Origin of the sequence: Nocardia sp. NPDC019219 (assembly GCF_040632645.1) — a bacterium.
GTDB lineage: Bacteria > Actinomycetota > Actinomycetes > Mycobacteriales > Mycobacteriaceae > Nocardia > Nocardia sputorum.
Genome location: NZ_JBEYCG010000005.1, coordinates 336830 through 350167, shown reverse-complemented (window position 1 = coordinate 350167; position 13338 = coordinate 336830). Strand labels below are relative to the sequence as shown.

Below are 13338 nucleotides of genomic sequence, written 5' to 3'. Positions count from 1 at the left end.
GGGCGGATCGGGGCGGTGATCAGCCGCTCACTCCGCCCGGGTCCGCAGCCTCGTCACGGGCCCGGCGAACGACCTGTTGGCATGTCCTCTCGGGCGAACACCGCCCTCGGAGATGACCACGGCCGACGTGGCGTGGCTTTGCCCGAGATCGGCGACGAGCGCGGAGCGGCCGGCGTCATTCACCTCGAGCACTTCGGCACGCCGTCCACCGCTTGATTCCTTGTGCCCCGCTTGGCGAACGAGTCCGAGATGCGCAGCGCTTCCAGTCGTTCTACCAGCGTCACCCTCGACAGCCCCGTGCGTTCCCGCAACTCAAGGCGCGTCAGCGGGCCTGTCGTACGCAGCAGGCCGGGCACATGGCCGGGTGAGGTGCGGCTCGACTGCGGCGAAGTGGCGCAGGCACATTGACAATATCCCTCAGCGCACTTACGTTGACCAACCTGACATTTGCCTGAAACAGGGTGTGCGCGAAGAGGAGCCATGCATGCCGGTACCCCGTTTGACGCGCAGATCCTTTTTGCGCGCGGCGGGTTCCGGCGCGGTGGCCCTATCCGCCACGGCCTGCACCGGATTCGCCACCAGCGGCGACGGCGGAATGATCTTCCTTTCCACACAGTTCCGGCCCGCCGACGAGGCGGAGCGCTTCCGTGGTCTGCTCGCCGATGCCGCACCCGGTGTCGGCTACGTGACCATCGAAGAGAGCCCGTTCGCGAGCCAGGTGCGTAGTCAGGCCCGTGCGGGCGCGACGCAGATCGGCCTGCTGGGCGGCCTGCACGGCGACATCGCACCGCTCGCCGACGGCTATCTGGAAGACCTCACCGATCTGCTCGCCGATCTCGGCGACCGAGGCTGGCCCGCCGACTACCTGGAACTGGCCAGGGTGGGCACCGATCGTACGTGGTACATCCCTTGGGCGACAGCGAGTTATGTCCTTGCCGCACACGCGGATGCGCTCGAGCACCTGCCGTCCGGCGCGGATGCCGTGTCGCTGTCCTATGACCAGTTTCTCGACTGGGCCATCGCCGCGCGCCGCGGCAATGGCAATCGCCCTGTGCTGGGCCTGCCGGCGGGCCCCAAGGGTCTGCTGCACCGATTCGTCCAAGGTTTCCTGCTGCCTTCCTTCACCGGCGGCCAGATCACCACCTTCCGCTCGAACGAGGCGGTGACGGCGTGGCGGTATCTGCGTGAGCTGTGGGCGAATTGCGTCCCGGCGAGCACGAACTTCGACTTCATGCAGGAGCCGCTCGACAGCGGCGAGGTTCGTCTGGCGTGGGACCACGTCGTGCGCCTCGCGCGCGCCCCGGAGCGCGATCCGCGCAATTGGCGGATGCTTCCCGCGCCCCGGGCTGCGCACGGACTCGGCTACATGGCGGTGATCGCCGGACTCGCGATTCCCGCGGGCAGCTCGGACCCCGAACTGGCGCAGCGGACGATCGACACGCTCACCCGCCCCGAAACACAGCTGCGGTTGCTCCGTTCCAACGGCTTCTTTCCGGCGGTCGACACGGCGATCCCGAGCGACCTGCCACCGGCCATCCAGCTCGAGGCCGACGCGGTGCGCAGGCAGCAGCAGGCGCCGGGTGCCATTCTGTCGTTACCTCCGGCCGGGCTGGGCCAGCGTGAAGGCGAGGTGAGCAAGGTTTTCAAGGACAGCTTCCGCTCGATCGTGCTCGACGGGGCCGATATTCGCTCCACGCTGGACCAGCAGGCACGGGTCCTGCAAAACATCCTCGACGATGTGAAAGCGCCGTGCTGGGCTCCCGACCCCGCCGCCGACCTGTGCCGGGTGGGCTAGCCATGATGTCACGACTGCGCTCGCCGTGGATGCTGCTGATGCCCTCGATCGCCCTGATGACGGCGCTGTTCGGCTGGCCGCTCGTGCAGGGCGTGCTGGAGGCGTTCCGCGGCGACCACGGCTTCACCCTCGCCAATTGGGGGCGACTGATCGATGATCTCTATGTCCGCACCGCACTGCGCAACACCCTCCTGCTGATCGTCATCGTGGTGCCGGTCCAGCTCGCGCTCGCCGTCGGGATGGCGCTGCTCATGCAGGCGCGGCCGCGCTTCGCCGGCGGCCACTTCTACCTGTGGTGCCTGCCGCTCGCGGTCTCCGAGCTGGCCGCGGGCCTGGTATGGCTGTCGGTTTTCGACAATCGCGGCTACTTGAATTCGCTGCTGGTCGGCATCGGGGTCTCGGACGACGGAGTGCAGTGGCTCAGCTACCAGAACGCGGGCACCATGCTGCTCGCCGTGGTGGTCGCCGAGATCTGGCGCGCGACGTCACTGGTGTTCGTGATCGTGGTGGCGGGCGTGCAGATGATCCCGCGGGACTACGACGAGGCCGCGCAGGTGTTCGGCGCGAATCTCTGGCAGCGGACGCGGCACGTGACGTTGCCGCTGCTCGGGCCGAGCCTTCAGGTGGCGCTGATCCTGCGGACCATCCTCGCGCTGCAGGCTTTCGCTGTGGCGCAGGCGCTGACCGGGCGGGACTTTCCCCTACTGGTGGGTGAGACCTACGAGTGGTACGCGACTCTGCAGAATCCCGCGGTGGCCAGCGCGGTTTCGCTGATCGTGCTGGCGATCTCGCTCGCCACCGCGGTGTTCTATCTGCGGGCGGTCCGGCAGCCCGAGCAGGCGCCATGAGACACCGTGGCCGGCCGTTGATCGAGGCGACGGGGTGCGGGTACGCCCGCGGAAGCCGAGGAACGCGATGAACCGGACCGAGGCGCCGCCGCGGCGCGCGCTGCCACCCATCGATCGCGCACCCGTGCGCAGGCGCCGCAGACGCGCGGTGTGGGTGCAGGTAGCCTGCTCGGCCGTCAGCCTGTTCATGGTGTTGCCGATCGTTCTGATCGGCCTGGCCGCGGTGTCCTCCCGTGAGGCGCTCAACGAGTTCCCGAAGCCGCTGATCCCGAGAGATTTCTCCACCGAGACTCTGATGTCGTTCTTCCGTGCCACAGGAACGGTCGAGGCACTGGGCAATTCGGTGCTGGTCGGCCTCTACACGGTGTTCTGGTCCTTGGTGATCGGCGCACCTGCGGGATATGCGCTCGCGCGCCACGCGTTTCGCGGCAAAGACACATACCAGGTCTTCATCCTCTTCGTGCGCGCGTTGCCGATCGTGGTGCTCTCGGTGCCGCTGGCCACCGTGTTCCTGCGCATCGAGGTGTACGACACGGTGCTGGCCGTGACGCTGGTGCACACCACGCTCGCGTTGCCGACCACCGTGCTCATCACGGCGAGCATCTTCGTCGCGGTGCCTCCCGATCTGGAGGAGGCGGCCCAGGTCTTCGGATGCAACCGCTGGCAGGCCGCACGCCGGATCGTGGTGCCGCTCGCATTGCCCGGGCTGGCCGCGTCGTCGATCTTCACGTTCGTCCTGTCGTGGAACGAGATCCTCGGCGCGACGATCGTGACACTCGGGCACCGCACGCTGCCCGCTCAGGTGCTCACGGCATTGGACGAGGCGTCGATCGCGTACCGCTTCGCGGGTGGTTTCGCGTTGATCATCCCGGCGCTGGTGTTCATCTTCGTCATGCGGCGCTACCTGGTGAACATGTGGGGGACGACGCTGCGATGACAGGGGTTCGCTGATGGCTGAAGTGGTTGTCCGTGATCTGGTGAAGACCTACCCCGGCGGCACGGCGCGTGCCACCGACGAGGTCTCGCTGGAGATTTCCGACGGTGAGTTCATGGTGCTGCTCGGGCCGTCCGGCTGCGGCAAGACCACCTTGCTGCGCATGATCGCCGGTTTGGAACTGCCGGACTCGGGACAGATCGTGATCGGCGGCAAGGACGTCACCTATCTCGAGCCGCGGCGGCGCAATCTTTCGATGGTGTTCCAGTCCTACGCCGTGTTTCCGAACAAGAAAGTCGCCGAAAACATCGGCTTCGGCCTTCGCGTGCACGGCGTGCCACATGACGAGATCCGTCGCAAAGTCGCCTGGGCCGCGGAGCTGTTGCAGCTGACCCCGTACCTGGACCGGTACCCGGCGCGGCTGTCGGGTGGGCAGCGCCAGCGCGTCGCGGTGGCGCGGGCGATCGTGATGGATGCCGACGTGCTGCTCATGGACGAGCCGCTGTCCAACCTGGACGCGCTGCTGCGACTGTCGTTCCGGGCCGAGCTGAAAAGACTCGTCGCCGAACTCGGCACCACCACGATCTACGTCACCCACGATCAGGTCGAGGCGTTGTCGCTGGGCAATCGTGTCGCAGTGATGCGTGCCGGGGTAATCGTCCAGTGCGGCCCGCCCACCGAGGTCTACGACGACCCGGCGACGGAATTCGTCGGCGGCTTCCTCGGCAGCCCGCCGATGAACTTCCTCACCGGCACGGTCCGCGCGGCGGAGGCGGGGCTGCGCATCGACCTGGGTGGGCAATCGCTCGCCGTTCCCGCCGCGCTGTCCTCGTTCGAAGGCGAGACGCTGCGGCTCGGTATCCGCCCCGAGGCCATCGTGGTCACCGACGGACCGGCAACCGCGACGGTGCGGGGCGAACTCGAAGTGCTCGAGCCCCTCGGCTCCTCGACTCTGCTCACCACCCGCGTCAGCGGGCAGACGGTGAAGGTCCAAGCGCCGCCCGGCTTCCGCGCCGACGAGGGCGGCCCCTCGAATCTGTACATGCCGCCCGAGGCATGCCGCTGGTACGACCCGGAGACCGGAATGCTCTTGCAGGTCGCATGATTACCACCGCGGGTGACCGCGATATGTTCATCTCGATCGGGCTGGCCTACCTCGACGTGAACCGTGGATGGGGGTAGTCCTCCATGTCCTCGTCGAGTTCCGCTTTCATGTCGATGTCGATGAGCACGCCGAATCCTCGGTCGGACAAGGCGTTTCGGGCCAGATCGACGGCCTCTCGAAACTGGTCGCGTGGAAGGTCGTGGCGAGGGCGAGGTTCATGGCGTGGTCCGCGTTCTCCTCTGTTCGGGCGCGGTCACGAGAGGCCACGTTCGGAGTGTCAGGCAGTCGGCCGGCTCGGCGGGAACACCCAGCCGTCGCAGCAGCAATGTCGCCGGACACCATCCGACGGCGCTGTAGAGGAGAAGGTTCGCGCCGACCAACCCGGTGAAGATCAGCCACCATGACGAAACCATTGCGGCCAGTAGCGCACTGATCAGCACGAACGTACCTGCCAGCAGCGGCACGACGCGTGCGACGGACCAGCCGTGATGTCGAGATAGTTGCCGCATGTGCATATCCTTCAAATCCGTCGGGGTGCTGTTCAGGCGAGAGCGAGGAACAGCTTCTCCAGTTCGGCTTCGGTCATCGGGTCGGAACCATCCGGGGCGTCTCCGCTGAGGCATTCGCGCAGTCCGGTGGCGACGATCTTGAATCCGGCCCTGTCGAGGGCGCGTGAGACGGCCGCGAGTTGGGTGACGACGTCTTTGCAGTCGCGGCCTTGCTCGATCATGGAGATCACTCCGGCGAGTTGGCCGTGTGCACGGCGCAGTCGGTTGAGTACCAGGGCGATCGTTTCCTCGTTGCCGACCATGGCGTGTTCCCTTTCATCTGGTTCCTCAGCCAATATACCCGTGGGGGTATCCCCGGGCTCCGATCGGTCAGTGCCCGGGGATACCGGTCAGTGATGGGCGAAGCTGATCGCGGGCAGTAGCTTGCGAAGCCAGCGGGGTGACCACCAGGCGTTGTGCCCGGTAAGGCGCAGCAGGACCGGCAACAGCACCAGCCGAACAGCGGCCGCGTCGAGCAGAACCGCGACGCCGAGGATGATTCCCATCTCTTTCGGGGGCAGCGGTTCGGCGAGGGCGAAAGTGAAGAACACAGCCACCATGACCGCGGCGGCGGCGAAGATCACCCGTCCGGAGTGGGCGAGTCCATCGATTTGGGCGGTTTCCGGGTCGCCGGAGCGTTCGTAGTGTTCCTTGGCGGTGGCCAGCAGGAACACCGTGTAGTCCATCGCGATCGCGAAGATCATCGCGAAGAAGAACACTGGTCCCCACCCGTCCAGGAAGCCTTGGGGGGTGAAGCCGAGCAGACCGGCGCCGTGTCCGTCCTGGAAGATCAGTTTTGCGACGCCGAAGGCGGCGGCGGTCGACAGCAGGCTGACTACGGTGCCGAGCGCGGCGATCAGCGGCGCTTGCAGTGCGATCAGCAGCAGTGCGAATCCGAGAACCAGGATGATCGCCACGATAATCGGGAAGTAGTCGTCGAGGGCTTGCTGCAGGTCGAGGTTTTCCGCGGGCGCCCCGCCGACCACGGCGTCTGAGGGCAAGTCGTCGCGCAGATGATCAAGGATCTCACCCATGCGCGGGTCCGGTGGGTCGACATCGGGCAGCGCCTGCATCATCACCAGACCGCTGTCGTCGAGGGCGGGCTGGGGAGGGGTGACCATAGTGATGCCGTCGACGGTGGCGGCGGCCTGCGCGGCCTGCGCGGATTGGGTGGCCGGGGTGATGATCTGCAGCATGCCCGGCGCGCCCTCGCCCATCTGGGCCTGAACCAGTTCGTAGCCTTGGCGCACCGGGGCGTCGGAGGGGACAACCTGGATCGAGGGCATAGCCACCTTCAGTCCGAACACCGGGACCGACAGGGCGATCAATACGATGACCGCGCCGGTCGCGAATGGCCACGGATGCGTGTGCAGCAGCCGCCCCCATGCCGCGAACCGCGGTGAACGGTGCTGCTGACGCTTGGCATGCGGCAGCGAACCGGCGTTGATCCTGCGACCGAGAGCTCCGAGTGCCGCGGGCAGCAGCGTCATCGTTGCCGCCAGCACGAACGCCACGGCGAACATGATCCCGACCGCCATCGTTCGCACCGCGGGCGCCGGCACGATGAGCACCGCCGACAAGCTGACCAAGACTGTCAGGCCGGACAGCGCAACCGCTTTGCCCGCGGTGTCCATTGTCTCGGCGGCCGCGGCCTTGGCGTTCGGGGCGGTGGTGAGCGCGTCGCGGAATCGGGCGACGATGAACAGTGCGTAGTCGATGCCGAGCGCTAGGGCGAACATCATGGCGAAGTTCATCGCCCACACCGAGATCGGCGTGATGTGGTTGAGCAGCACCAGCCCACCGGCGGAGGCCACCAGTCCCGCCAGGGTGAGCAGCAGTGGTAGCCCGGCCGCGACCAGCGACCCGAACGCGAGCACCATGATCGCGAGCGTCACCGGCCAGGAGAACAGTTCGGCCTTGATCATGGCGTCGTGGTTGGCCTTGTTGAAATCACTCCACAACGCCGACGCGCCGGTGGGGTAGACCTCGATCCCGTCGCTGGACAACGCGGCCAGTGCATCCTTGTGCTCATCGACCGCCTTGACCATGTCATCGGTGGAGGCGTTCGCGCCCGCGATGAGAACCCCGGTATGCCCGTCCGGACTGATCGACATCCCCGGCTGGGGCCCTACCACCGCGCCGAAGCGCGCATCACCAGCGAAGACCTCGGTGATCTCGCCGAGCGTCCGCTGGACTTGCGGACTATCGATCGCGGCGTCGGAATGGACCACCACCTGCACAGCCGCCGAAGAAGCGCCACCGAAATGCTGCTGTGCCAACTCGCGCACCCGCACCGATTCCGATCCGTTGGCCTGCCATCCGGCCCCCGCGAGCGAGGTGAACACGCTCGGCGCGGCCGCGCCGAGCGCGATGAGCAACAACAACCACACACCGAACACAATCCGGGCACGCCCGGCCATCGCGGCACCGAGCCTGCCCAACACGCCGGAGTTGTCCGGCGGTGAGGTGTCCTGATCAGGCGAGACAACCAACGAGTCGGTCATGAGTTTCCTCCTTACATACCCATGGGGGTATATCGGTTCATGCACGAAGATACCCCCTGGGGTATTAGAAGAAAAGGTGGCTCCCCGCACAGGCGGGCGCATCTGGGGGCCACGAGAGCGGTGCCGGTGGAACTTCGATCGAGCCACGGATCGGCTGATTACGGAAACGGTCGCTGTTGACCACGCCTGATCGTCAGGAGTGCCATCCTGAGATCCGCCGACCGTCAGATGGCCGTTGAGCTCTTATCCGGCTGGCTGGCATACCGGTCCCGGCCCGGCTAAGCGGCCATGCCGCACGAGGCGATGGTCGCCTACTCGATACTCGCCATGCTCGTGGTTGCGGATGGGCCCACCATCCCCGTCCAACGTCACCGGCTCGTCTTCGAGAAGCCGGGTGGATGAATAGCGGAACGTCTTCTCCGGATGCTTCACCGGACCGAAGTTGTTGCAGTCAGTAACCGGGAAGCGACCGCGTCGAGCTGACGGACGTGGCCGAAGGTGCCCTTGTCGACACGCTCAGATGCTCGTCTGCCAGCTCTCGCAGCCCGGCGGACTCGGGCCAGCGCAAGCACCGGAAAGAGGCCGCCGGCCCAGGCTTCGATGGGACCGTTTGACGGCTCAGCTGACAGCCCCACCGACGGGACATCCGGACCTCCGGAATGGGCGATCTCGAGCAGGTTGAGGTCCCAGTAGCCGGTATGCCAACCCGAGAGGATCGGTTGGCGGACAGGGCACTTCAGCAAGCGGATCTCCCACCCGGCAAGCGCATTCAACGCTGCGGCGAGCGATCGACCTGATCCATCAGAGGTGATTCTCCCGCAGCCTGAGAACAAGGTCGGTTACCGACCCGGTGAGCCCTGGGGTCGTTTGTTCCTGGCCAGTGGGTGGGGTTCGCCGGTGACCGTCATGAGCGCTTCAATCACATCACCACGCAAGTGGGTGAGGACGGCTGTGTCTTCGTCATGCTGCCCGACATAGGCTCGCTCGACCGTCTCGCCGAACAGTTGGCGGACGTTGGCGCGCACGGTCTCGGTGATCGAGTACGTGGTGACTTCCAATTCCTTTGCCCATGGCAGGTTCTCGCGGACGCGGTTCCACAGCCCGTCGTAGCGTCTGTAGCTGATCGGGCGCCCGCTGCGTTTACGCAGCACGCGATGCGTGATGTTCTCACCTCCCCGACGTTCGGCATGCATTCCGAGTGCGGCCATGAGACGGGGCGAAACGGGATGCCAGTGAAACCCACCACCCCGCGTCCGTAGCCGCACCAGGCAGTTGTCGCGGTCGAGGTCGTGAAGCGCGAGATCGATGACAGCTTGCCGGTCGCTGGCGGTTTGGATGTGCAGCATGACGATCAGTTCGTCCAGCTCGGGGTCATCACCGGTCGAAGAAGCAACGCGAATAACTTCCCGCAACTGCTCACTGGACAGAACATCGCCTTTGCCGACGCGTCGGCTTGGAAGCCGTGCTGCCGCCGCTGGATTGCTGGAGGGATCGATGAGCCTGTCACGCTCGGCGTGCTTGTAGACCCGCCGCAACGCCGACAGCAGATTCTCCGCAGCTGCCTCTCCGCCACGGGAGTTGGCACGACCACGGGAACGAAGCTGATGCGCATCCATCAGCTCTTCTATCTCCCTGGCGGTCGGCTCACTCAACACTCGGTCACCCCACACCTCACTGACCGCACGCCATGCCGACTCATAGGTCCTCAACGTCTTCGGCGGGACCTTCGTACGCACCTGGTCGATGTATTCACGAAACCGAGGGGCACCAGCCGGTGAGCGGCCAGCATCACCGGCGCTGCGGTCGAGCACCGACGACTGGTGGGGGAGCGGGGGCGGTGTGAGGGGGACTTCGTCGACACTCATGGTGCTCCTCAACACGAGGCGATGTGACGGTGCCTGCAAACGGCACCGATCATCCGCTGGAAGATGGATCGGAAATCCGACAGCACCAGCACCGACTGCGCTGGACCGGGGTGGTCGACCGACCCGGCTCGAACCGGAAATCGTTCACGGCTCGCGGTGACCATCACCACTGTCAGATACACATCATCGGACGCAGGCCACAGCACGGTCAAGATCTTCAAGGCAGCACCTCGACGACTTTTATCCAGGTCATCGGGCTGAACGTAGTCCGGTTCGGACATGCTCTGTCGCACGGAACCGACGCAGGCCCGCGCACAGCCGCGGCGGCGGATCCTTCGTGCCAGCCACAGCGACACCGGGAACGTGTCCGAGCCGCTCAATGACACCACCGCGCGGCATACTTGCCCCCGAAACCGGGTCCGGACCCGGTTAAAGGCCGAAAAATACACGGTTCCGCGGCAAATTTGCCACGGAACCGTGTCATTGAATGTCCGGAGGGGGACTTGAACCCCCACGCCCGATAAAGGGCACTAGCACCTCAAGCTAGCGCGTCTGCCATTCCGCCACCCGGACCGGTGTGCTCAGCAAGATTATCGGATCACTACGCGTGGACCAAATCGCGGTTGGACCTGCGGTTTCTCGAGCAGGTCGGGATGGGCGGCGGTATGGGCTCGCCGCGATTCAACAACTAGATGACGCGTCATCTAGTTGCCCGCACACGCATCGGTTGCAGCCGGGTCGCTCACCAGCGCCCCAACACGCGCGCCCGGCACCTTGCCGACACCGGCGTAGCCGCTCTTCCGGCCGAAAAAAGTGCTGCCGGAATCAAGCTTGACACCCCTGTAAGGCTGGGCAAGCCCCTGGTGGCCCAGATCGCAATGAGGATCGGGCGGCCGGGACCGCGCACGCTGCGGTGCGGCGTCGAATCAGTAGCAGTGCACCGACCGACGCCAGCAGGGTGGTGGTCTTTCCCACGCCGTTCGGGCCGAGCGGTACCAGAATCTCGCCCGGCCTGACCCGTGCGGGAGTTCGCGCACCGCGGGGACGCCGCCGTAACCGACGGTGAGCCCTTCGATACTCAGGGCGGGTGCTGTCTGCGAGCGCGCCGGACGGATCGCGGCGGGGCTGGTCATTCGTTCTCTCCTGCCCGTCGGTCGACCGTCGCCGGTGGTCGCGCGTCCGCGCCGTGTGCGGCGGTGCCGAGGTAGGCGGCGATCACGCGGTGATCCTCCTGGATCTCCAGTGGTGCGGAGGGACGAACTCGATTCGATCGCCAGGTCACAGGCGCGCAGGACGCTGGACGGTCTGCGCGAGAAGTAACGACCGGATGAGTCGAGCCCACAGGTGGGGGAGAGCGCCGACGACGGGCCCGGCTCGAATAGGATCGGGTCGACGTTGCGTTGGCCGAAGCCGGCGGCCGCGCCGCGCTGTCCACCGAAGAGTCGGCCGAACTCGCGTGCCTGAACATCACCTGGAGACGGTTCGGCTGGTGCGACAAGGCATTCGAGGAATACAGCCATAGGGGGCATGGTGGTACGGAATCGAAGCCTGGCCGGAACCGCGGTGTCGACCAGCTGGGCGGCAGCAATGCTCGCTGTGGGCATCGCGGCATTGCTGTTGCAGGCCGTGCTTGTGCCGTTCACTGCCGCACCGGAATTCGGTCTGCTGGTCAACCAGGGGGATCTGGCGATCTACCGCAACGCCGCGCGCGCAGTGCTCGACTCGCACGCGCTCTACACCGCACCCATACCCCCAGGTGGCTGGTTCACCTACCCGCCGTTCGCAGCCTTGTTCTTCATTCCGTTGGCGGTCGTGTCGTTCGGCACCGCGAAGGTCGTCTGGTTCGCGGTGTCGTGTACCGCTTTGTACGCCACGATCTGGCGCTGCTGGCGGGTGCTCGGTTACCGCGGCGATACCCGCCTCGCGGTGCTGTGCCTCGGGCTCGCGTTTCTCGCAGTCGACGTCGAGGCGGTCCGCGGCACCTTGTGGCAGGGCCAGATCAACCTGTTGCTGATGGCGATTCTGGTCTGGGATCTGACCCGTCCGGCCTCCGCCCGGCTGCGTGGCTATTCGATCGGTCTGGCTACCGGAATCAAGCTGACCGCGATCGTGCTCCTGCCTTACCTGCTGCTCACCCGGCAGTGGCGCGCAGCCGTCATCGCGATCGCCACAGGCCTGGCCACCGTTGTCGTGGCCGGGCTGATCCTGCCGGGCGACACCCAGGACTTCTGGAGCGATGCGGCCGGTGATGTAGATCGCATCGGGCCGGTGACCCATCCCGGAAACCAGTCGATCAAAGGTGTGCTGTCGAACCTGTGGGCACCGCAGCCCGCACCGAATTGGCTATGGCCGGCGTGCGTGGCTGGTTCAGCCTGCCTCGGCTATGCCGCCGCGGTCATCGCGCACCGGACCGGTCGGCCATTGCTCGGTTTGGTCGTGGTCGGGTTGATCGGGTGCGCCGTGCCGCCGCTGGCGTGGGGACACCACTGGGTGTGGTCGGTGCCGTTGCTGATCGTCCTGCTGCACTGGACCGCCCGCGCGGACATGCACCGAATCCCTCGGATCGCCACGACGACAGCCGTGTTCGCGGCCTTCTCGATGTGGCTGACCGGTTGGCTCTATGCCGAGATCCGCGACCTCGGGCTGACCGGGGCGCCCAGCTACGTGCCGGCCATGACCGCCGCGGCCGAACAGATCTCCCACCCGGCCCGGGTCATTGTCTGTGGTGTCCCCGTCGCGGTCTACCTCGCCGTCGTCATCGCGATCCTCACTCGGCACGCGGCCAGACGTCAACGACCGGACTTCGTCGCCGACCGGCCCCGCGTTCGGGCGCACAGCTGACACAACCGACATCGCACCGTGCCCACCCGCATGACATGACCGGACTTCTCGTCCCGGTCGTGCATCGGGTGAGGCCGTAGTGTCACCGACCGGTCGCCGCGTTGTGCGCTGACACCGGACGCCCCAACGCCTGAGCTTTCAGTTGCTCGAATTCCGCGTCGGTGATGACACCGGAGTCGTGGAGGGCTTTGGCATCGGCGATGCTCTCGGCGGGGGACTTACCCGCCACCTCCCGGATGTACTGATCCGTGGCCTTCTGCGCCTCCGCCTGTGCGCGTTGGGCGCGCAGCGCCATCCCCCGCCCGCGAACGATCAGGTACACCAGGGCCGTGAGGTAGGGGAATATCACCAGGGCTATCACCCACAGCGCTTTGGCGACGCCGGACACGGAGTGGTCGCGGAACAGGTCCACGAGAATCTGGAACAGCACGATCAGGTACGCCACAAAGGCGAACACGAGGATCGTGTACCACACGTAATCCCAGAACGAATCCATGTTGCGAAACCTCCTCGGCGGATCTTTCCTGTTTGGTATCAGGCGGTGGATTCCGGCTGTGAAGTAGATCGAACCGCCGGTCGGCCGCTGGGTCGAAAAACAAACTTTCGTTATGACGACAGCTTACGAGCGCAGTTCGAAAATAGGCAGCGAGGGACGTCGGCGCTACAGATCGACGAGATTGTTGAGATTCCGGTACACAAGTAGCGATTCTTGCCGACATCCAGCGGTCCGGCTGTCCGACTCGGATCGGACATCAGGCAAACGGGATGTTCGTTGCCGAAGCGCCGCTGCTAAAATCGCCGGGTGGTACCGGGCCGGTCTGCGGGGTCGGGACCGACTTGCGTCGGCTGAGCGCCACAATTGCAGCGCCGACGCTCACCGCAATCTCCTCGAGAACGA

Annotated in this window: 11 protein-coding genes, 1 tRNA gene and 2 pseudogenes; 5 read left to right on the top strand and 9 right to left on the bottom strand. The window is 65.9% G+C overall.

What is annotated here, in order from left to right:
- The first annotated feature begins 484 nt into the window (after nt 1-484).
- From ABZ552_RS12995 to ABZ552_RS12980, 4 genes are all read left to right on the top strand, one after another.
- Nucleotides 485-1795 carry an ABC transporter substrate-binding protein gene (locus tag ABZ552_RS12995; protein ID WP_281918554.1) on the top strand — a complete coding sequence of 437 codons (1311 nt, stop codon included), beginning with the start codon at nt 485-487 and terminating at the stop codon, nt 1793-1795.
- A gap of 2 nt (nt 1796-1797) precedes the next feature.
- The gene (locus ABZ552_RS12990) at nt 1798-2643 is read left to right on the top strand and encodes a sugar ABC transporter permease (RefSeq protein ID WP_281918555.1); all 846 of its coding nucleotides are present in this window, start codon (nt 1798-1800) and stop codon (nt 2641-2643) included.
- Between the two features lie 67 nt (nt 2644-2710).
- Nucleotides 2711-3580 carry a carbohydrate ABC transporter permease gene (locus ABZ552_RS12985; RefSeq protein ID WP_281918556.1) on the top strand — a complete coding sequence of 290 codons (870 nt, stop codon included), beginning with the start codon at nt 2711-2713 and terminating at the stop codon, nt 3578-3580.
- A 13-nt stretch (nt 3581-3593) separates the two neighbouring features.
- A complete protein-coding gene (locus ABZ552_RS12980) occupies nt 3594-4682 on the top strand; it encodes an ABC transporter ATP-binding protein (protein ID WP_281918557.1) in 1089 nt (362 codons plus the stop codon).
- A 73-nt stretch (nt 4683-4755) separates the two neighbouring features.
- On the opposite strand, the pseudogene ABZ552_RS12975 reads toward ABZ552_RS12980, so the two are convergent.
- The 8 genes and pseudogenes from ABZ552_RS12975 to ABZ552_RS12940 form a co-directional block, all read right to left on the bottom strand.
- Nucleotides 4756-4901, bottom strand: a pseudogene (locus ABZ552_RS12975) (ABC transporter); the annotation flags it as partial.
- On the bottom strand, nt 4898-5191 hold the full coding sequence (locus tag ABZ552_RS12970; protein ID WP_281919594.1) for a DUF2892 domain-containing protein: 294 nt from the start codon (nt 5189-5191) through the stop codon (nt 4898-4900). The pseudogene ABZ552_RS12975 and the gene ABZ552_RS12970, both read right to left, overlap by 4 nt.
- A 32-nt stretch (nt 5192-5223) precedes the next feature.
- Nucleotides 5224-5493, bottom strand: coding sequence for a metal-sensitive transcriptional regulator (locus ABZ552_RS12965; RefSeq protein WP_280260556.1), 270 nt, complete (start codon nt 5491-5493; stop codon nt 5224-5226).
- Between the two features lie 87 nt (nt 5494-5580).
- Nucleotides 5581-7734, bottom strand: a complete 2154-nt coding sequence (locus ABZ552_RS12960) for an MMPL family transporter (protein WP_357437136.1) — start codon at nt 7732-7734, stop codon at nt 5581-5583.
- 839 nt (nt 7735-8573) lie between these two features.
- Nucleotides 8574-9599 carry a site-specific integrase gene (locus ABZ552_RS12955; protein ID WP_281918558.1) on the bottom strand — a complete coding sequence of 342 codons (1026 nt, stop codon included), beginning with the start codon at nt 9597-9599 and terminating at the stop codon, nt 8574-8576.
- A gap of 8 nt (nt 9600-9607) precedes the next feature.
- Nucleotides 9608-9979, bottom strand: coding sequence for a hypothetical protein (locus ABZ552_RS12950; RefSeq protein WP_281918559.1), 372 nt, complete (start codon nt 9977-9979; stop codon nt 9608-9610).
- 108 nt (nt 9980-10087) lie between these two features.
- A tRNA-Leu gene (locus tag ABZ552_RS12945) sits at nt 10088-10172 on the bottom strand.
- A 351-nt stretch (nt 10173-10523) separates the two neighbouring features.
- Nucleotides 10524-10732 (bottom strand): annotated as a pseudogene (locus ABZ552_RS12940) (ABC transporter ATP-binding protein); the annotation flags it as partial.
- 430 nt (nt 10733-11162) lie between these two features.
- Between ABZ552_RS12940 and ABZ552_RS12935 the strand changes: the two are divergent.
- Nucleotides 11163-12440: a glycosyltransferase 87 family protein gene (locus tag ABZ552_RS12935; protein ID WP_357437131.1), complete on the top strand. Its 1278-nt coding sequence runs from the start codon at nt 11163-11165 to the stop codon at nt 12438-12440.
- Nucleotides 12441-12522: 82 nt separating this feature from the next.
- Here the strand turns inward: ABZ552_RS12935 and ABZ552_RS12930 are convergent, their stop codons facing one another.
- Nucleotides 12523-12936 (bottom strand): SHOCT domain-containing protein, encoded by a 414-nt coding sequence (locus ABZ552_RS12930; protein WP_281880395.1) that lies wholly within the window; start codon nt 12934-12936, stop codon nt 12523-12525.
- Nucleotides 12937-13338: the final 402 nt, after the last annotated feature.